Origin of the sequence: Neisseria meningitidis, from assembly GCF_022869645.1 — a bacterium.
Taxonomy (GTDB): domain Bacteria; phylum Pseudomonadota; class Gammaproteobacteria; order Burkholderiales; family Neisseriaceae; genus Neisseria; species Neisseria meningitidis.
The window spans coordinates 1,702,668-1,722,087 of the sequence record NZ_CP064367.1; the positions used below are offsets into that span (position 1 = coordinate 1,702,668).

Annotated in this window: 14 protein-coding genes and 2 pseudogenes; 14 read left to right on the forward strand and 2 right to left on the reverse strand. The window is 49.2% G+C overall.

Features of this window, described 5'->3' with window-relative positions; all coding sequences use genetic code 11:
- Positions 1-1,674: 1,674 nt before the first annotated feature.
- A complete protein-coding gene (locus IUJ45_RS08640) occupies positions 1,675-2,817 on the reverse strand; it encodes an extracellular solute-binding protein (protein WP_002246912.1) in 1,143 nt (380 codons plus the stop codon).
- A gap of 302 nt (positions 2,818-3,119) precedes the next feature.
- Here IUJ45_RS08640 and rpsT point away from each other — a divergent pair, with 302 nt between their 5' ends.
- The 8 genes and pseudogenes from rpsT to IUJ45_RS08680 all read left to right on the forward strand — a co-directional run bounded on the left by rpsT (position 3,120) and on the right by IUJ45_RS08680 (position 12,581).
- A complete protein-coding gene (rpsT, locus tag IUJ45_RS08645) occupies positions 3,120-3,383 on the forward strand; it encodes a 30S ribosomal protein S20 (protein ID WP_002212556.1) in 264 nt (87 codons plus the stop codon).
- 180 nt (positions 3,384-3,563) lie between these two features.
- A pseudogene (locus IUJ45_RS08650) lies at positions 3,564-4,691 on the forward strand (phospholipase A).
- Between the two features lie 142 nt (positions 4,692-4,833).
- Complete coding sequence (locus IUJ45_RS08655) at positions 4,834-5,535, forward strand: DUF502 domain-containing protein (RefSeq protein ID WP_002212560.1); 702 nt, start codon at positions 4,834-4,836, stop codon at positions 5,533-5,535.
- A 57-nt stretch (positions 5,536-5,592) separates the two neighbouring features.
- Positions 5,593-7,401 carry an aspartate--tRNA ligase gene (aspS, locus tag IUJ45_RS08660; protein WP_002245918.1) on the forward strand — a complete coding sequence of 603 codons (1,809 nt, stop codon included), beginning with the start codon at positions 5,593-5,595 and terminating at the stop codon, positions 7,399-7,401.
- Between the two features lie 150 nt (positions 7,402-7,551).
- Positions 7,552-7,836, forward strand: coding sequence for a PepSY domain-containing protein (locus tag IUJ45_RS08665; RefSeq protein WP_002245919.1), 285 nt, complete (start codon positions 7,552-7,554; stop codon positions 7,834-7,836).
- 166 nt (positions 7,837-8,002) lie between these two features.
- Positions 8,003-9,895, forward strand: a complete 1,893-nt coding sequence (speA, locus tag IUJ45_RS08670; protein WP_002245920.1) for a biosynthetic arginine decarboxylase — start codon at positions 8,003-8,005, stop codon at positions 9,893-9,895.
- Between the two features lie 98 nt (positions 9,896-9,993).
- Positions 9,994-10,917: an agmatinase gene (gene speB / locus IUJ45_RS08675; protein WP_002222073.1), complete on the forward strand. Its 924-nt coding sequence runs from the start codon at positions 9,994-9,996 to the stop codon at positions 10,915-10,917.
- 197 nt (positions 10,918-11,114) lie between these two features.
- Positions 11,115-12,581, forward strand: a pseudogene (locus IUJ45_RS08680) (DASS family sodium-coupled anion symporter).
- A gap of 206 nt (positions 12,582-12,787) precedes the next feature.
- Here the strand turns inward: IUJ45_RS08680 and IUJ45_RS08685 are convergent.
- Positions 12,788-13,864: a L,D-transpeptidase gene (locus tag IUJ45_RS08685; protein ID WP_002218845.1), complete on the reverse strand. Its 1,077-nt coding sequence runs from the start codon at positions 13,862-13,864 to the stop codon at positions 12,788-12,790.
- 63 nt (positions 13,865-13,927) lie between these two features.
- Between IUJ45_RS08685 and IUJ45_RS08690 the strand changes: the two genes are divergently transcribed.
- The 6 genes from IUJ45_RS08690 to IUJ45_RS08715 all read left to right on the forward strand — a co-directional run bounded on the left by IUJ45_RS08690 (position 13,928) and on the right by IUJ45_RS08715 (position 19,412).
- Positions 13,928-14,065 carry a hypothetical protein gene (locus tag IUJ45_RS08690; protein ID WP_009346942.1) on the forward strand — a complete coding sequence of 46 codons (138 nt, stop codon included), beginning with the start codon at positions 13,928-13,930 and terminating at the stop codon, positions 14,063-14,065.
- A 21-nt stretch (positions 14,066-14,086) separates the two neighbouring features.
- The gene (bioF, locus tag IUJ45_RS08695; RefSeq protein ID WP_002245921.1) at positions 14,087-15,229 is read left to right on the forward strand and encodes an 8-amino-7-oxononanoate synthase; all 1,143 of its coding nucleotides are present in this window, start codon (positions 14,087-14,089) and stop codon (positions 15,227-15,229) included.
- 9 nt (positions 15,230-15,238) lie between these two features.
- A complete protein-coding gene (locus tag IUJ45_RS08700; RefSeq protein WP_002230289.1) occupies positions 15,239-15,886 on the forward strand; it encodes a pimeloyl-ACP methyl esterase BioG family protein in 648 nt (215 codons plus the stop codon).
- Complete coding sequence (gene bioC / locus IUJ45_RS08705; RefSeq protein ID WP_002218848.1) at positions 15,874-16,656, forward strand: malonyl-ACP O-methyltransferase BioC; 783 nt, start codon at positions 15,874-15,876, stop codon at positions 16,654-16,656. Before IUJ45_RS08700 ends, bioC begins: the two co-directional genes overlap by 13 nt.
- A 219-nt stretch (positions 16,657-16,875) precedes the next feature.
- Positions 16,876-18,312: a tetratricopeptide repeat protein gene (locus IUJ45_RS08710; RefSeq protein WP_002218849.1), complete on the forward strand. Its 1,437-nt coding sequence runs from the start codon at positions 16,876-16,878 to the stop codon at positions 18,310-18,312.
- A gap of 2 nt (positions 18,313-18,314) precedes the next feature.
- A complete protein-coding gene (locus IUJ45_RS08715) occupies positions 18,315-19,412 on the forward strand; it encodes a DNA-binding transcriptional response regulator (protein ID WP_002212572.1) in 1,098 nt (365 codons plus the stop codon).
- Positions 19,413-19,420: the final 8 nt, after the last annotated feature.

The window sequence follows — 19,420 nt, forward strand, 5'->3', positions numbered from 1 at the left end:
CAGGTTTCTGTTCGGATGTATTCGGATTCCCTCCTGCGCGGGAATGATGGGGTTTTTAAATGTCCGAATGCCGCAAATGCCGTCTGAAAGGCTTCAGACGGCATTTTTTACACAATTCCCACCGTTTCCCATCCTTCTCGATACACTGTAATCTCAAATCCCGTCATTCCCGCGCAGGCGGGAATCCAGACATTCAATGCTAAGGCAATTTATCGGAAATGACTGAAACTCAAAAAACTGGATTCCCACTTTCGTGGGAATGACGGCAGAGCGGCTTCTGTTGCTCCCGATAAATGCCGCAATCTCAAATCCCGTCATTCCCGCGCAGGCGGGAATCTAGACATTCAATACTAAGGCAATTTATTGAAAATGACTGAAACTCAAAAAACTGGATTCCCACTTTCGTGGGAATGACGTGGTGCAGGTTTCCGTACGGATGGATTCGTCATTCCCGCGCAGGCGGGAATCCAGGCATTCAATGCTAAGGCAATTTATCGGAAATGACTGAAACTCAAAAAACTGGATTCCCACTTTCGTGGGAATGACGCGATTAGAGTTTCAAAATTTATTCTAAATAGCTGAAACTCAACGCACTGGATTCCCGCCTGCGCGGGAATGACGAAGTGGAAGTTACCCGAAACTTAAAACAAGCGAAACCGAACGAACTGGATTCCCACTTTCGTGGGAATGACGGCGGAGCGGTTTCTGCTTTTTCCAATAAATGACCCCAACTTAAAATCCCGTCATTCCCGCGCAGGCGGGAATCTAGACATTCAATGCTAAGGCAATTTATCGGAAATGACTGAAACTCAAAAAACTGGATTCCCACTTTCGTGGGAATGACGGAATGTAGGTTCGTGGGAATGACGCGGTGCAGGTTTCCGTGCGGATGGATTCGTTATTCCCGCGCAGGCGGGAATCTAGACATTCAATGCTAAGGCAATTTATCGGGAATGACTGAAACTCAAAAAACTGGATTCCCGCTTTCGTGGGAATGACGGAATGTAGGTTCGTGGGAATGACGCGGTGCAGGTTTCCGTGCGGATGGATTCGTCATTCCCGCGCAGGCGGGAATCTAGACATTCAATGTTAAGGCAATTTATCGGGAATGACTGAAACTCAAAAAACTGGATTCCCACTTTCGTGGGAATGACGGGATGCAGGTTTCCGTGCGGACGCGTTCGGATTCACGACTGCGTGGGAATGACGGGATTTCAGTTTGCGGATTGATTTGAAGTTGCAAAATCCCAACGGATCGGATTACCGCTTTCGCGTTTCAAAGTTACGGCGTTATCGGAAAAACAGAAAATCAAAGCTGTAAGAATTTATTTAAAACAACCGAATTTCAACGGATCGGATTCTCGCCTGTAGGGAATGACGGCGGAAGGTTTTTTGTCTTTTCTGACAGATGTCCGCAATCTGAAATCCTGACCGTGGGAACGACGGTATAGTGGATTAACAAAAACCAGTACGGCGTTGCCTCGCTTTAGCTCAAAGAGAACGATTCTCTAAGGTGCTGAAGCACCAAGTGAATCGGTTCCGTACTATTTGTACTGTCTGCGGCTTCGTCGCCTTGTCCTGATTTTTGTTAATCCACTATATAAATATTTCTATTTCAATCCAATATAAAATGCCGTCCGAACATCGTTCGGACGGCATTTTTAATGCTTCAAATCAGTTGGTGCCGACTTTGATTTTCTGCCACAGGCTGACCGACAGTTTTTTTGCATCCGCGCTCATTTGCGGCATCACGAAACCGTCTTTCATATCCTGCTCGTTCGGGAAGATGGAACGGGTGTTTACCAGTTCGGCAGGCATTTTTTCGCGCGCCGGTTTGCTGGCGGGGGCGAAGGTTACGGCGATGCCGTTTTTCGCCGCGATTTCGGGGTCGAGCGTGTAGTTGATGTATTTGTGGGCATTGGCGACGTTTTTCGCATCGGCGGGAATCAGCCAAGACTCAATCCAGAAGCCCATGCCTTTCGGATTCAGCACTTCGATGCCGACGTTGTTTTTCACTTCTTCGGAACGTGCTTTCGCCAAGTTCAAATCGCCGCCGTTGCCTGCCGCCAGGCAGATGTCGCCGCGCGCCAGCTCGTCAATGATGGACGGGCTGAAACGTTTGACATCAGGACGGATAGACTTCAACACTTCCGCCGCCGCCTTCAAATCTTCAGGATTCGAGCCTTTGGGGTCTTTGCCCAAGTAGTTCAGCAAAATCGGGAACATTTCGCTCGGGGTGTCCCACAGGGCGATGCCGCAGGATTTCAGCTTGTGGGTGTATTCGGGTTTGAACAGCAAATCCCAGCCGTTTTCGGGCAGCTTGCCGCCCAAAAGCTCTTTGCCTTTCGCCGTAATCGCAATCGTGTTCACGCCGGAGAAATAGGGGACGGCATACTGGTTGCCCGGGTCGGCGGTTTCCAGCATTTTCAAGAGTTCGGGATCGATGTTTTTATAGTTGGGAATCAGGTCTTTGTTGACTTTTTGATACGCGCCCGCCTCGATTTGGCGCGGCAGGAAGGCGATGCCCGGCACAACCAAATCGTAACCGGATTTGCCGGTCAGCATTTTGGCTTCCAGCGTTTCATTGTTTTCGTACAAGTCGTAAGTGAGCTTCAGATTGTTGGCTTTTTTAAAGTCTTCGACCGTACTCTCATCAACATAGTTCGACCAGTTGTAGATGTTCAGAGTATCGGTGGCAGCGGCTTCGGCATTGGCAGCAGACGCAGCGTCTGCTTGAGGTTGCACGGCGTTTTTTTCGCTGCCGCCGCAGGCTGCCAGAGACAGCGCGGCCAAAACGGCTAATACGGATTTTTTCATACGGGCAGATTCCTGATGAAAGAGGTTGGAAAAAAAGAAAACCCCGCGCCCCATAAACACCCCGGCGCAAGGTTTGGGCATTGTAAAGTAAATTTGTGCAAACTCAAAGCGATATTGGACTGATTTTCCTAAAAAATTATCCTGTTTTTAAAAGGGGAGGAAAACGGTTGCCCGATTTTGCCGTTTTTTTGCGCTGTCAGGGTGTCCGACGGGCGGATAGAGAGAAAAGGCTTGCATATAATGTAAACCCCCTTTAAAATTGCGCGTTTACAGAATTTATTTTTCTTCCAGGAGATTCCAATATGGCAAACAGCGCACAAGCACGCAAACGTGCCCGCCAGTCCGTCAAACAACGCGCCCACAACGCTAGCCTGCGTACCGCATTCCGCACTGCAGTGAAAAAAGTATTGAAAGCAGTCGAAGCAGGCGATAAAGCTGCCGCACAAGCGGTTTACCAAGAGTCTGTCAAAGTCATCGACCGCATCGCCGACAAGGGCGTGTTCCACAAAAACAAAGCGGCACGCCACAAAAGCCGTCTGTCTGCAAAAGTAAAAGCACTGGCTTGATTTTTGCAAAACCGCCAAGGCGGTTGATACGCGATAAGCGGAAAACCCTGAAGCCTGACGGTTTCGGGGTTTTCTGTATTGCGGGGGCAAAATCCCGAAATGGCGGAAAGGGTGCGGTTTTTATCCGAATCCGCTATAAAATGCCGTTTGAAAACCAATATGCCGACAATGGGGGCGGAGATGAATACACGGAATATGCGCTATATTCTTTTGACAGGACTGTTGCCGATGGCATCCGCTTTTGGAGAGACCGCGCTGCAATGCGCCGCTTTGACGGACAATGTTACGCGTTTGGCGTGTTACGACAGGATTTTTGCGGCACAGCTTCCGTCTTCGGCAGGGTAGGAAGGGCAGGAGTCGAAAGCCGTACTCAATCTGACGGAAACCGTCCGCAGCAGCCTGGATAAGGGCGAGGCGGTCATTGTTGTTGAAAAAGGCGGGGATGCGCTTCCTGCCGACAGTGCGGGCGAAACCGCTGACATCTATACGCCTTTGAGCCTGATGTACGACTTGGACAAAAACGATTTGCGCGGGCTGTTGGGCGTACGCGAACACAATCCGATGTACCTTATGCCGCTCTGGTACAACAATTCGCCCAACTATGCCCCGGGTTCGCCGACGCGCGGTACGACTGTACAGGAAAAATTCGGACAGCAGAAACGTGCGGAAACCAAATTGCAGGTTTCGTTCAAAAGCAAAATTGCCGAAGATTTGTTTAAAACCCGCGCGGATCTGTGGTTCGGCTACACCCAAAGATCCGATTGGCAGATTTACAACCAAGGCAGGAAATCCGCGCCGTTCCGCAATACGGATTACAAACCTGAAATTTTCCTGACCCAGCCTGTGAAGGCGGATTTGCCGTTCGGCGGCAGGCTGCGTATGCTCGGTGCGGGTTTTGTCCACCAGTCCAACGGACAGAGCCGTCCCGAATCGCGTTCGTGGAACAGGATTTACGCCATGGCAGGCATGGAATGGGGCAAATTGACGGTGATTCCGCGCGTGTGGGTGCGTGCGTTCGATCAGAGCGGCGATAAAAACGACAATCCCGATATTGCCGACTATATGGGGTATGGCGACGTGAAGCTGCAGTACCGCCTGAACGACAGGCAGAATGTGTATTCCGTATTGCGCTACAATCCCAAAACGGGCTACGGCGCGATTGAAGCCGCCTACACGTTTCCGATTAAGGGCAAACTCAAAGGCGTGGTACGCGGATTCCACGGTTACGGCGAGAGCCTGATCGACTACAACCACAAGCAGAACGGTATCGGTATCGGGTTGATGTTCAACGACTTGGACGGCATCTGAACCGCGTGTTCAGACGGTATATCAAGTTGCCGTTCCGTCTGAAGCCGCCGGCGGTTTGGCGGGGCGGGATAAAAATTTCGTTTGAATCCGGGCAAACGCGTATAATGTGCGGTTTGTACGGACTTTGTCGGAATCAAGCAAGATGACGGAACCTGCGGCCGAAGGCGGCAAAGCTGCCAAGGCGTTAAAAAAATATCTGATTACGGGCATTTTGGTCTGGCTGCCGATTGCGGTAACGGTTTGGGTGGTTTCCTATATCGTTTCCGCGTCCGATCAGCTCGTCAACCTGCTGCCGAAGCAATGGCGGCCGCAATATGTTTTGGGGTTTAATATCCCGGGGCTGGGCGTTATCGTTGCCATTGCCGTATTGTTTGTAACCGGATTATTTGCCGCAAACGTATTGGGCCGGCAGATTCTTGCCGCGTGGGACAGCTTGTTGGGGCGGATTCCGGTTGTGAAGTCCATCTATTCGAGTGTGAAAAAAGTATCCGAATCGTTGCTGTCCGACAGCAGCCGTTCGTTTAAAACACCAGTACTCGTGCCGTTTCCCCAATCGGGTATTTGGACAATCGCATTCGTGTCCGGTCAGGTGTCGAATGCGGTTAAGGCCGCATTGCCGAAGGACGGCGATTATCTTTCCGTGTATGTTCCGACCACGCCGAATCCGACCGGCGGTTACTATATTATGGTAAAGAAAAGCGATGTGCGCGAACTCGATATGAGCGTGGACGAAGCGTTGAAATATGTGATTTCGCTGGGTATGGTCATCCCTGACGACCTGCCCGTCAAAACATTGGCAGGACCTATGCCGTCTGAAAAGGCGGATTTGCCCGAACAACAATAAAGCCGCCGTTCAGACGGCATTTTCTGTTTTCAGTTTAAATCAATAAAAGGTGATTTTATGCGTACCAACTATTGCGGTCTGATTAGCGAGCAATACTTAGACCAAACCGTTACCGTCAAAGGCTGGGTACACCGTCGACGCGACCATGGCGGTGTGATTTTTATCGACCTGCGCGACCGCGAAGGCATCGTCCAAGTCGTGATCGATCCCGACACGCCCGAAGCGTTTGCCGCTGCCGATTCCGCCCGTAACGAATACGTTTTGAGCATTACCGGCCGCGTACGCAACCGTCCCGAAGGTACGACCAACGACAAAATGATTTCCGGCAAAATCGAAATCCTTGCCAAAGAAATCGAAGTCTTGAACGCTGCCGCTACGCCGCCGTTCCAAATCGACGACGAAAACATCAGCGAAAACGTGCGCCTGACCAACCGCGTTATCGACCTGCGCCGCCCTGTGATGCAGCGCAACCTGCGCCTGCGTTACCAAGTCGCTATGGGCGTTCGCCGTTATCTGGACGCACAAGGCTTCATCGACATTGAAACGCCGATGCTGACCCGCTCCACGCCTGAAGGCGCACGCGACTACCTCGTGCCGAGCCGCGTTCATCCAGGCGAGTTTTTCGCGCTGCCGCAATCGCCGCAATTATTCAAACAACTGTTGATGGTGGCGGGTTTCGACCGTTACTACCAAATCACCAAGTGCTTCCGCGACGAAGACCTGCGTGCCGACCGTCAACCTGAATTCACTCAAATCGACTTGGAAACCTCGTTCTTGAACGAGGATGAAATCATGGACATTACCGAAGGTATGGCAAAACAAGTCTTCAAAGACGCGCTGGGCGTGGACTTGGGCGACTTCCCACGCATGCCTTACTCTGAAGCCATGTTCTACTACGGCTCTGACAAACCGGACATGCGTATCAACTTGAAATTCACCGAGTTGACCGACCTGATGAAAACGGAAGAATTCAAAGTCTTCCGTGGCGCAGCCGACATGAAAGGCGGCCGCGTGGTTGCCCTGCGTGTGCCGAACGGTGCGAAATTCAGCCGCAAAGAAATCGACGAATACACCAAATTTGTCGGCATCTACGGTGCGAAAGGTCTGGCATACATCAAAGTAAATGATGTGGGCAACCTCTCCAACGGCGAAGACAGCGGCCTGCAATCTCCAATCGTAAAATTCCTGTCTGAGAATGCCCTGAAGGAAATCATCGCGCGTACCGGCGCACAAAACGGCGATATTATCTTCTTCGGTGCAGACAAAACCAAAGTTGTGAACGAAGCCATCGGCGCATTGCGTATCAAAGTCGGCTTGGAACACGGCAAAGATAACGGCTACTTCACAGACGAATGGAAACCTTTGTGGGTTGTCGACTTCCCAATGTTCGAATACGACGAAGAAGCCGACCGCTACGTTGCCGTACACCATCCGTTTACCGCGCCAAAAGAAGGTCATGAAGACCTGATGGTTTCCGACCCTGCAAACTGCCTGGCTCGTGCCTACGATATGGTATTGAACGGCTGGGAAATCGGCGGCGGCTCTATCCGTATCCACCGCGCAGACGTACAAGAGAAAGTGTTTGCCGCGCTGAAAATCAGCCCTGAAGAGCAACAAGAGAAATTCGGCTTCCTCTTGGACAACCTGAAATTCGGTGCACCTCCGCACGGCGGCCTTGCATTCGGCCTCGACCGTTTGGTTACCCTGATGACCGGCGCCGAATCTATCCGCGACGTGATTGCCTTCCCGAAAACACAACGTGCTCAATGCCTGCTGACCAACGCGCCCAACAGCGTGGACGACAAGCAGTTGCGCGAATTGAGCTTGCGCCTGCGTCAAAAGGCGGCTGAAACCAAAGAAGCATAAGGAAAACAGAGCCGTTTGACGGCTCTGTTTTTTTCAGACGGCATTTACGCTTCTTAACTTCCCTCTAATTCAAACCTAATTTTGCTGTGTTTTAATGGCGGTATTGAAAAACACATCTTGTTCAATCAACCGATAAAAAAAGGACTGAAAATGAAAAAACTGTTATTGGTCGCCGTTGTTTCCTTGAGTGCCGCAACCGCATTTGCCGGCGACTCTGCCGAGCGTCAGATTTACGGCGATCCCTATTTTGAACAAAACCGCACAAAAGCCGTGAAAATGTTGGAACAGCGCGGTTATCAGGTTCACGATGTCGATGCCGACGACCATTGGGGCAAACCTGTTTTGGAAGTGGAAGCCTATAAAGACGGCCGCGAATACGACATTGTGTTGTCTTACCCCGACCTGAAAATCATCAAAGAGCAGCTCGATCGCTGACTCCTTTGATGGAAAGATGAACCAAAATGCCGTCTGAAGCGTTCAGACGGCATTTTGCCTGTTCCTCATCAGGTATGAGGCAGGCTTTTCTTATTAAAAAAATGACATTTCACGCTGATTTGTTATAATCATTCCTTTTCAACACGACAGACGGAGCAGGTTTATTATGCCTATCCTTACCATCCGTGAAGTGTGCAACATTAATCATTGGGGCATAGGTTATTATGATGTTGACGATTCCGGCGAAATCATCGTCCGCCCCAATCCCTCGCAACACAATCAAATTGTTTCACTGCAAAAACTGACTGAAGCCGTGCAACAAAAACATCAGGCGCGCCTGCCTGTTTTGTTTTGTTTTCCGCAAATCCTCGAACACCGCCTCCGCGACATTAACCGCGCCTTTCAGACGGCACGGGAAGAGTGCGGCTATAAGGGCGGTTATTGTTTGGTTTACCCTATCAAGGTCAACCAACACCGCCGCGTCATCGAATCGCTTATGTCAAGCGGACAACCGCATGGTTTGGAAGCCGGTTCTAAAGCCGAACTGATGGCGGTTTTGGCACACGCCGGCACCCGGCAAACATTAATCGTCTGCAACGGCTATAAAGACCGTGAATATATCCGTTTCGCCTTGATGGGCGAAAAACTGGGGCATCAGGTTTATTTGGTGATTGAGAAGCTGTCCGAAATACAAATGGTATTGGAAGAGGCGGAAAAACTCGGCATCAAGCCCCGTTTGGGTGTGCGCGCCAGACTGGCTTCCCAAGGTTCGGGAAAATGGCAGTCTTCGGGTGGGGAAAAATCAAAATTCGGCTTGTCGGCTTCCCAAGTTTTGCAACTGGTCGATATTTTGAAACAAAAAAACAGGCTGGATTGCCTGCAGCTTTTGCATTTCCATTTGGGCTCGCAGCTTGGGAACATCCGTGATGTTGCCACAGGTGTACACGAATCGGCTCGGTTTTATGTTGAGTTGCACAAACTGGGGGTAAATATCCGCTGTTTTGATGTAGGCGGCGGGCTTGGCGTGGATTACGAAGGAAACCGCACACAATCGGATTGTTCCGTTAATTACAGCCTCAACGAATATGCCGCCACAGTCGTATGGGGCATCAGTCAGGCTTGTCTCGAACACGGGCTGCCGCATCCGACAATCATCACCGAGAGCGGGCGCGGCATTACCGCACATCACGCCGTTTTGGTTGCCAATGTTATAGGCGTTGAACGTTACAAACCGCGCCGGCTGGATGCGCCATCGCCCGAAGCGCCGCGTGTGTTGCACAGTATGTGGGAAACTTGGACGGATATTTCCGCCTCGCGGGAAAAACGTTCCTTACGCAGCTGGATACACGAAGGGCAGTTTGATCTTGCCGATGTGCATAATCAGTATAATGTCGGGCTGTTGAGTTTGGCGCAACGTGCGTGGGCGGAGCAACTGTATTTAAATATCTGTCATGAAGTCGGCGAATTGTTTAATGAAAAACACCGGTCTCACCGAACCATTATTGACGAATTGCAAGAACGTTTTGCCGATAAGCTGTATGTCAATTTCTCACTCTTCCAATCTTTGCCCGATGCTTGGGGCATAGATCAACTTTTCCCTGTTTGTCCCATTACCGGTTTGAATGAACCGATTGCGCGCCGCGCCGTGTTGTTGGACATTACCTGCGATTCAGACGGTACGATTGACCACTACATCGACGGAGACGGCATCGCCGGTACGATGCCTATGCCTGATTATCCCGAAGAAGAGCCGCCGCTTTTAGGCTTTTTTATGGTGGGAGCATATCAGGAAATACTCGGCAATATGCACAATCTTTTCGGCGACACTGCCACTGCCGATGTTGTTGTAGGGGAAGACGGACAATTTACCGTCATCGATTACGATGAAGGAAACACCGTTGCCGATATGCTCGAATACGTTTATCAAGATCCGAAAGAGCTGATGAAACGCTATCGCGAACAAATCGAACATTCAGACCTTCCTGCCTCGCAGGCTATGTCTTTCTTAAAAGAACTCGAAGCGGGGCTTAATGGTTATACCTATTTGGAAGACGAATAGACGCATCAAGGCATCGGATATGTCGTCTGAAGCCCGATTTTCTTACTCAAACACCAATCATCACGACCGATTGAAACCAATTACAAGGAATCATTACGATGCAATACAGCACACTGGCAGGACAAACCGACAACTCCCTCGTTTCCAATAATTTCGGGTTTTTGCGCCTGCCGCTTAATTTTATGCCGTATGAAAGTCATGCCGATTGGGTTATTACCGGTGTGCCTTATGATATGGCGGTTTCAGGGCGTTCCGGCGCGCGTTTCGGTCCTGAAGCCATCCGGCGCGCCTCCGTCAACCTCGCTTGGGAGCACCGCAGGTTTCCATGGACATTTGATGTGCGCGAACGCCTGAACATTATTGATTGCGGCGACTTGGTTTTTTCTTTTGGCGACAGCAGGGATTTTGTCGAAAAAATGGAAGCGCACGCCGGCAAATTACTTTCTTCCGGCAAACGCTGTTTGAGTTTGGGCGGCGACCATTTCATTACCCTCCCGTTGTTGCGCGCCCACGCCCGCTATTTCGGCAAACTCGCACTGATTCATTTTGACGCGCACACCGACACCTACGACAACGGCAGCGAATACGACCACGGTACGATGTTCTATACCGCCCCCAAGGAAGGCCTCATCGACCCGTCCCGTTCCGTACAAATCGGCATACGCACCGAACACAGTAAAAAATTGCCTTTTACTGTGTTGTCCGCCCCTAAAGTCAATGAAGACAGTGTTGAAGAGACCGTCCGTAAAATCAAAGAAACCGTCGGCAATATGCCCGTTTACCTGACTTTCGACATAGACTGCCTCGACCCGTCGTTCGCACCCGGGACCGGTACGCCCGTATGCGGCGGCTTGAGCAGCGACAGGGCATTAAAAATCCTACGTGGGCTGACGGATCTCGACATCGTCGGTATGGATGTTGTAGAAGTTGCCCCCTCTTACGACCAATCCGACATTACCGCTTTGGCCGGCGCCACAATTGCCTTGGAAATGCTTTACCTTCAAGGTGCGAAAAAGGACTGAACGTCCGGCATCCCCCGGGTTTTCGCCGTGCCGTTCAAACGGCGTATTCAGTCTAATGAAAATTCAAATACTGAAACAAAAGTTGCCCGGAGCCGCATATCGGAAAGACGGTGAAATATCTGAATATATCTTATAAAACAATTAGTTAAATATTATTTTTCCGATTTTTCGGGACGGTCTTTTTTACGGAGGTCAATATGATGAAATTGGGTTTCAAACCGATACCCCTCGCCATTGCCGCAGTATTGTGCGCCTTGGTTTTGGCACTGCCCGTACCCGACGGGGTCAAGCCTCAGGCTTGGACGCTGCTGGCCATGTTTATCGGTGTGATTGCCGCCATTATCGGCAAGGCCATGCCGTTGGGTGCGCTGTCGATTATTGCCGTCGGGTTGGTCGCAGTAACCGGCGTAACCGCCGACAAACCGGGTGCGGCGATGAGCGATGCGTTGAGTGCGTTCGCCAATCCGTTGATTTGGCTGATTGCCATCGCAGTTATGATTTCGCGCGGTTTGCTCAAAACAGGGCTGGGGATGCGTATCGGATATTTGTTTATCGCCGTTTTTGGAAGAAAAACGCTGGGCATCGGTTACAGTCTCGCTCTTTCCGAACTGCTGCTGGCTCCCGTTACCCCTTCCAATACCGCGCGCGGCGGCGGCATTATACATCCGATTATGCAGTCGATTGCCGGCAGTTACGGCTCCAATCCCGCAAAAGGCACAGAAGGCAAGATGGGTAAATATTTGGCTTTGGTCAACTATCATTCCAATCCCATTTCGTCGGCTATGTTTATTACTGCAACTGCCCCCAACCCTTTAATCGTCAACTTGATTGCCGAAAATTTAGGCAGTAGTTTCCGTCTTTCTTGGGGGGCGTGGGCGTGGGCAATGGCTGTTCCCGGCGTTATCGCCTTTTTCGTTATGCCTTTGATTTTATATTTTTTGTATCCGCCTGAAATTAAAGAAACGCCCAATGCCGTTCAATTTGCCAAAGACCGTCTGAGGGAGATGGGTAAAATGTCGGCAGACGAAATCATTATGGCGGTCATTTTCGGTATCTTGTTGCTGTTGTGGGCAGATGTTCCCGCCCTTATTACCGGCAATCACGCTTTTAGTATCAACGCCACCGCCACCGCATTTATCGGATTAAGCCTGCTTTTGCTTTCCGGTGTATTGACTTGGGACGATGTTTTGAAAGAAAAAAGCGCGTGGGATACGATTATTTGGTTTGGCGCATTGATTATGATGGCCGCATTTTTAAATAAACTCGGACTGATTAAATAGTTCTCCGGAGTGTTGGCGGAAAGTGTCGGCGGTTTGGGCGTTAGCGGCACGGCTGCGGGCGTAATCCTCGTGCTTGCTTATATGTATGCGCATTATATGTTTGCCAGTACTACTGCACATATTACCGCTATGTTCGGCGCATTTTTCGCTGCTGCCGTTTCACTGAATGCCCCGGCGATGCCGACCGCGCTGATGATGGCGGCCGCATCTAACATTATGATGACCCTCACTCATTATGCGACCGGTACTTCGCCTGTGATTTTCGGTTCGGGCTACACCACAATGGGAGAATGGTGGAAGGCGGGTTTTATCATGAGCGTAGTCAATTTTCTGATTTTTTTCGTTATCGGCAGCATTTGGTGGAAAGTTCTGGGGTATTGGTAAGGGAAAAATAAAATAAATTTCCAATCTGTGTTTATTTGATTGGGCGACTATTATCGTGAAATATGCCGTCTAAAGCCTTCAGATGGCATATTTGTGCGCTTGAATGTTGCAGAAAGCGGCAGGCGGCGGTGTAGGAAAAGCCAAACAAAAACCAAACCGCCTATCAACTTCTGATAAACATAAGCATTAAATAATCAGAAGGTTATTCAATTACCTAAACGCAAATTTCCCTGCCGTATCACATCTATTGAAAATAATACATCAACCGGCTCGGAAGCAGCCTGATCAGGTGTTTCTACTTGCGGCGATGAATCGGCAGCCGGTTCGGTATAGGCAGTCGGCGTGCCGTCGGATTGGGTATTTAAATGCGGTTGTGCCTCGGGCGTGTGTACATCAGGCACTTCGGGCGTGCGTGTCTCGGATATTTCGGCAGAGTTGGTTTCCTCAGTTTGTTCAATGACTTCAGCTTGGCTGTATGAGGAAGAACCCTGTATCCACGCCAGCGATTTGAGCGGCATCTTCATCTTGCCGTTTTTGCCGCAGGTCAGGCAGACGGCCGATCCGGTGCGGTCTTTGAGTACAGCATCGACTTTCTCGGGCGCGATGGTTTTACCCTGTGTTTTTGCCCATTGCGCAATACTTTTTTTCAGAGAGGCGATGTCAAGGTTGTTCTTACCGTAAGGGTCGCGGAAGGCGGCAAGCCACAGGTTGCGATCCGCATCTTCATTGAGCCCCGCCATTTGATAGATGACGGAGGCGGGCGAGCCGCTGGCGATGGTTTTGGCAAACTCGAGCGCGTCGGGCGATTTCATGCGGACGCAGCCGTGACTCCGAACCCCGGGGACGCTGGCCGGCGCATTGGTCCCGTGTATGCCCAAACCGAGTTTGGGGTCGCCTAAGCGGACAAAAACCGGCCCCAAAGGGTTGTCCGGGCCGGCGGCTATGGTTTTTACGCCGTCGCCGCGTTCTTTCTGTATGGATTTGGGGATGTACCAAACAGGGTTATAGGCTTTCGCACCGATTTTATGTTCGCCTAGATTGGTTTGCGTCATCGCCCGACCTACTGCAACGGGATAAACCTTGGTCAGTTTGCCGTCGGTGTAGAGGAACAGGCGTTGCTGAGGGATGTTAATGAAGACATGTTGACCTTGTGCGACGGGGGAGACATCGGGAATGACGGTGTTTGCGTATGAAAAACCGCTTATCAATAGTGCAGCAGTGCGGCAGATTGTTTTATTCATATCAAAATATGGTGTGTGTCCGATAGGTTTTCGGCAAATCATACCTGAAACCGTACCAATTTGTGCGAAAATATGCGCTTCGGTACAGTGCGGACGGATTGGGTAATGGCAACGGAAACAAATGTCGCGGAAATTTCCGCCTTGGATTATGAAGGCAGGGGTGTGGCAAAGGTCGGCGGCAAAACGGTTTTTATTAAAAGGGCATTACTTGATTGTTTGATGCTGGGTTGGTTCAGGCTTTAACTCAGGAATATTTACATCATAATGAAGGTTTTTAAACAACAGCTTGAACAACTCGGCGCGCAAAACCAATATCGTTCGATTCCGGATTTGATTCATCAAGGGCGGTATATTACGCGGGAAAACTGCAAAATGCTGAATATGTCGTCTAATGATTATTTGGGTTTGGCATCAGATGAAAACTTGCGCCGGTCTTTTTTGCAGCAATACGGCGGTAATTTTCCCTCTTTTACCAGTTCTTCATCGCGTTTATTAACGGGCAACTTTCCTATTTATACCGATTTGGAAGAGCTTGTCGCACAACGTTTCCAACGGGAAAGCGCGTTATTGTTCAACAGCGGCTATCACGCCAATCTCGGTATTTTGCCTGCTTTGACGACGACGAAAAGTTTGATTTTGGCAGATAAATTTGTTCACGCCAGTATGATTGACGGCATCCGTTTGAGCCGGTGTGCGTTTTTCCGTTATCGTCATAATGATTATGAACATTTGAAAAATCTGCTTGAAAAAAACGTCGGAAAATTTGACCGCACTTTTATCGTTACCGAATCTGTTTTCAGTATGGACGGCGATGTGGCGGATTTGAAACAGCTTGTCCAATTAAAAAAACAGTTTCCCAATACTTATCTTTATGTGGATGAAGCCCACGCAATCGGTGTTTATGGGCAAAACGGATTGGGGATTGCCGAACGGGATAATTTGATTGCCGAGATTGATTTATTGGTCGGCACTTTCGGTAAAGCCTTAGCCTCGGTGGGGGCGTATGCCGTCTGCAACCAAGTATTGAAAGAATGTTTGATTAATCAAATGCGCCCATTGATTTTTTCAACCGCATTGCCGCCGTTTAATGTGGCTTGGACTTATTTTATTTTTGAACGATTGCCGCAATTCTCAAAAGAAAGAAGCCATCTTGAGCAGTTAAGCGCATTTTTACGGCGGGAAGTGGCGCATCGGACGCAAATAATGCCGAGCCAAACCTGTATCGTCCCCTATATTTTAGGCGGGAATGAAGCCACCCTTGCCAAAGCGGAATACCTGCAAAGGCAGGGTTATTATTGCCTGCCCATCAGACCACCGACAGTACCAAAAGGTACATCCAGAATACGATTGTCTTTGACGGCAGATATGACAATGGATGAAGTGCGGCAGTTTGCGGCGTGCCTGTAAGGATATGATATGAAAACAAAATTTTACAATCATCAAGGCGAACATTTAATCCTGTATTTTGCAGGTTGGGGAACGCCGCCCGATGCTGTAAATCATTTGATTTTGCCGGAAAATCACGATTTATTGATTTGCTATGATTATCAAGATTTAAATTTGGATTTTGATTTTTCCGCCTATCGGCACATCCGTTTGGTGGCGTGGTCAATGGGCGTTTGGGCGGCAGAGAGGGCATTGCAAGGAATAAGATTAAAATCCGCAACGGCAGTGAATGGCACAGGTTTGCCTTGCGATGATAATTTCGGTATCCCTTGCGCCGTTTTTAAAGGCACATTGGAGAACCTCACGGAAAACACCCGTTTAAAATTTGAACGCAGAATGTGTGGCGATAAAGCATCTTTTGAAGATTACCAACAATTTCCCGCCCGTCCGTTTGACGAAATTCATCAAGAACTTATCGCACTTTTTGCGATGATCGGGCAAGATAGGCGCGCAGATTTGATTCGCTGGACAAATGCCTTGGTCGGATCAGGCGATAAAATTTTTATGCCTGCCAATCAGCACCGATATTGGACACCGCGTTGCACCGTTCGGGAAATTGACGGCGGACATTACCTGTTTTCAAGATTCACCCATTGGTCGGCACTATGGAATCACTGACTGCCATAAATAAATCGCGCATTCGGCAGGCTTTCCAAAAAGCATTAAACGATTATGACCGGCACGCCTTAATCCAACAAAAAATGACGATTAATTTAATGGCGCATTTGCAAGATTATTTGCCGGATATGCCATTGGAAAACGTGTTGGAATTGGGCTGCGGCTCAGGAATGTTGAGTGCCTTGCTGCAAAAACAGATTTCAGCGAATTATTGGTTATTTAATGATTTGTGCGATGTGCAGCCCCAACTGGCTGAAAAACTGCCGCAATCCTTTGATTTTTATTGCGGCGATGCGGAAAACTTTCCTTTTCAACGACAATTTGACTTAATCGCAAGCGCATCTGCCGTGCAATGGTTTCATCAACCCGACGCTTTTATCGCCCATTGCAAAACAGGCTTGAAAGCAAACGGATTATTGGCGGTTGCAACCTTTGGCAAAGACAATTTAAAAGAAGTCCGCCAAATTACAAATATAGGCTTAAATTACCCGACTTTATCCCAATGGCAGACTTGGTTAGCCAAAGATTTTGAGCTTTTATGGTGTGAGGATTTTAAGGTAATACTAGACTTTGATACGCCGTTAGATGTACTCAAACACCTTAAATATACAGGCGTAACAGCCACGAACCAAAAAAATTGGACAAGAAAAAATCTCAATGGATTTATTGGCGATTATTTGTCGGCGTTCAGTATGCCGTCGGGCAAAGTGCACCTGACTTATCATCCGTTATTTTTTATCGCGCGCTACTCTGCGGCGGGCAGGCAATAAGGCAGCTTATGGGCAAAGTTATTTTTATATCGGGTATTGATACTGATGTGGGTAAAAGGTAATATGGCGAGGCTTGTGCAGAAGGCATATTGTTAAACGTTAAATTATGGTATGATTTAAAACTTACAAGTCTATTTCAGTAAATCGTTAATAATAAAAGCGGACAATGGCCGTTGCAGGCGGTCAGCTATCCGCTCGTTACGGTATCGGGAGTATCCTTTGGAAAACTCATTAATTATCGGTTTGGCACTGGCGGTATTGCTGATGCTTTTGGTTATGCGTGCGAAGCAGGGTAAGAAAACACCGAAGCGCAAATCCCAAGGTGTCGGCAATACGCAGGGGCAGACACCCGGAAGCAATGATTCGGACTGGGTCGATCAGATTGGACAATCGGTTTCAGACGGCACGCAACCCGACTGGTCTTGGAACGAAAGTGCCGAGACCGCATCCGCCGCCGTATCCGCGCAAGAAGTCGATCCGCTTACGGAGTATCAGGTTTATAAGCAATTCGGTTATCAGGGCAAGGCTGCCGAATCTTTGGCTGCCTATCTGGACGGCATTCCGGATGGTGAAGCGAAACCTGAAAACCTTATCCGCGAGCTGCTCGATATCAATCTCGAAGTGGGGGATGTCGATGTTTTGGCAGACAATCTGCAAAAATACGGCAAACTGATTCCTTCCGAACTTTTGGCAAAATATATCGAACAGGCATTACAGCGCGATTCAAACCATTTGCGTATCCGCGTCTTGGCAGAAGAAGGTTTGGGATGGGGTACTCAGGAGATTGAAAAACGTGCGGAAGGCGGTTCTGCGACGGCAGCTTCCGCATCGCCCCCGCCGGATGCCGGCGGTAAGGCTTATGAAGCCGAAGAAATCAAGCGCATCCCGATTGTGCGGGGCAAAAAAGACGTGTCCGGAATCAGTCAAGAGGAAATCGGTGCGATTGCCGGTTTGGTTCGCGCCGATCAAGGTGCGAAAATCCTTAAAGACAAAGTCAGCTATGAAACGGCATCGAAACAATACGACCGTGCCATCCAAACTTCCGAAAAACCTGCAAACCTGATTATCGATGCGTTGAAACTCGATTACCAACACGCGGACATAGACCGTTTTGCCGGACATTTGTGGAAACTTTACCAAACGTTGGGCAACTACGGCAGGCAGGTTAAAGAGCGGATGCTGGGGTGGGGGTACAGCCTGGGTTACCATGAAGTTTTCGATGATTTGGAAAAAGGGCCGAACGACCGGCAAATCAAAGACATCGGTATGGGGCACGGGTATCTGCCGAAAAATATACAGAAATTCAAATCGCAACATCGGGATTTGGTGCTTCAAGATTCTTCGTTGATCAACACCGGTTCGTCTCCGGCAGACGATGCGGTTAAGGAAGTAGAGTCGTTGCTGATGTATGGTCAGATTGAAGCGGCAATGGATGTGTTGGAGCAGGCGGTATTGAAATATCCCGACGAGTCCCAGCTTTATATTACGTTGATCGATATTTATGAACGTACTGAAGATTGGGATAGGTTGGGGCAGTTTTTAAGGGTATTGAGGGAACGTGCGGACAGGCTTCCTGAAGAGGTCGTTATGCTGATGAGCCGGCTGCTGCAGCGTATGAATCAAAATATTAAAAAAATAAAACGGTACGGAAAATAAAAATGGAAGTTCAACTGCCGAAAATTAAAACAGTACGCGTAATGTTGGCGGGGATGACGGCGCAGCAGGAATCCGTTTTCAAAATGGCATTCAAAATGCACAATACCACCCGTTATGAAACAGTATCCCCTTCAGACGGCAGTGCCGTGCCCGATTTGGTTTTGGCGGATACCGATGCCGAGGGCGGTTTTGAACTTTGGAAAGAGCTTGCCGAGCGTTATAAGGATATACCCGTCGCCGTCTGTTCGGAGAAAGTTCCCGATTCTGAAGTTCCCTACCTGCCCAAACCGATTCGGTTTGAAACATTGTTTCCTATGCTCCGCAAATTGTTGCAGGGCGAGAATGTTTATGGGAAATCGTTTATTGCACCCGCAGACCGGTCGGCGAAAAATAACGGGAATGTGCAGCGTACGGTTACGATACGCCAGTTTAACCCGAATAAAGGATTATTGGGGGCGTTGCGGTTTGCGGAAAAGAACAGGCAGGACATCGCTATCTTGCATGGAAATAAGCCGGTCCTTATTGTTTTCCCCTCGATACAACGGGTTTTGCTGACAGAAAGTGTGCAAAAACTCGAAGAATTGTGCAAAGACGAAAATTTGCAGGTCAGCTGCAAGACTGTTCCCGATAACCCGCAATGGCGCGAAAAGGCTAAAGTAGGCATTATGTCCTGTATGTGGCAGTTTTCCATTTGGACGGCGCAGGGCAGGTTGATTTATCCGATTTCTCCCGATACTCCGTTTACGTTGAAATCTTGGCCAAACCTAACCCGGTTGGCAAATGTGCCGGGGTCGATACGCTTGTCGGCATTTCTGACCAAGGCATCCGTCAACCTTAACGTGTTGTATAAAGTGATGCCTTTAAACCTCAATGATATTCTGAATTATCTTGCGGCAACCTATACAACCGGGTTTTTGTCGGTAGATTTAAAAACGGTTTCACAACAGGCATACTCCGATATGGCGGATAAAATAAATATCGGAGCCGATTCTGCCTCTGATAGTGAAATGATGAAAAAAGCGGAAAAAATCACAACACCATCCCAATCCCAGTCGCGCGGCCTTCTGCAAAGGCTGATGAAAAAACTGTTGGGCAGCTAAGAGGCGGA

What these genes read in the sequence shown, in the direction of transcription:
- bioC (WP_002218848.1), top strand. Translation starts at nt 15,874, where the DNA reads ATGGAATCACTGACTGCCATAAATAAATCGCGCATTCGGCAGGCTTTC.
- IUJ45_RS08700 (WP_002230289.1), top strand. Translation starts at nt 15,239, where the DNA reads ATGAAAACAAAATTTTACAATCATCAAGGCGAACATTTAATCCTGTAT.
- IUJ45_RS08665 (WP_002245919.1), top strand. Translation starts at nt 7,552, where the DNA reads ATGAAAAAACTGTTATTGGTCGCCGTTGTTTCCTTGAGTGCCGCAACC.
- IUJ45_RS08655 (WP_002212560.1), top strand. Translation starts at nt 4,834, where the DNA reads ATGACGGAACCTGCGGCCGAAGGCGGCAAAGCTGCCAAGGCGTTAAAA.
- bioF (WP_002245921.1), top strand. Translation starts at nt 14,087, where the DNA reads ATGAAGGTTTTTAAACAACAGCTTGAACAACTCGGCGCGCAAAACCAA.
- aspS (WP_002245918.1), top strand. Translation starts at nt 5,593, where the DNA reads ATGCGTACCAACTATTGCGGTCTGATTAGCGAGCAATACTTAGACCAA.
- speB (WP_002222073.1), top strand. Translation starts at nt 9,994, where the DNA reads ATGCAATACAGCACACTGGCAGGACAAACCGACAACTCCCTCGTTTCC.
- IUJ45_RS08640 (WP_002246912.1), bottom strand. Translation starts at nt 2,817, where the DNA reads ATGAAAAAATCCGTATTAGCCGTTTTGGCCGCGCTGTCTCTGGCAGCC.
- IUJ45_RS08715 (WP_002212572.1), top strand. Translation starts at nt 18,315, where the DNA reads ATGGAAGTTCAACTGCCGAAAATTAAAACAGTACGCGTAATGTTGGCG.
- IUJ45_RS08685 (WP_002218845.1), bottom strand. Translation starts at nt 13,864, where the DNA reads ATGATTTGCCGAAAACCTATCGGACACACACCATATTTTGATATGAAT.
- IUJ45_RS08690 (WP_009346942.1), top strand. Translation starts at nt 13,928, where the DNA reads ATGGCAACGGAAACAAATGTCGCGGAAATTTCCGCCTTGGATTATGAA.
- speA (WP_002245920.1), top strand. Translation starts at nt 8,003, where the DNA reads ATGCCTATCCTTACCATCCGTGAAGTGTGCAACATTAATCATTGGGGC.
- rpsT (WP_002212556.1), top strand. Translation starts at nt 3,120, where the DNA reads ATGGCAAACAGCGCACAAGCACGCAAACGTGCCCGCCAGTCCGTCAAA.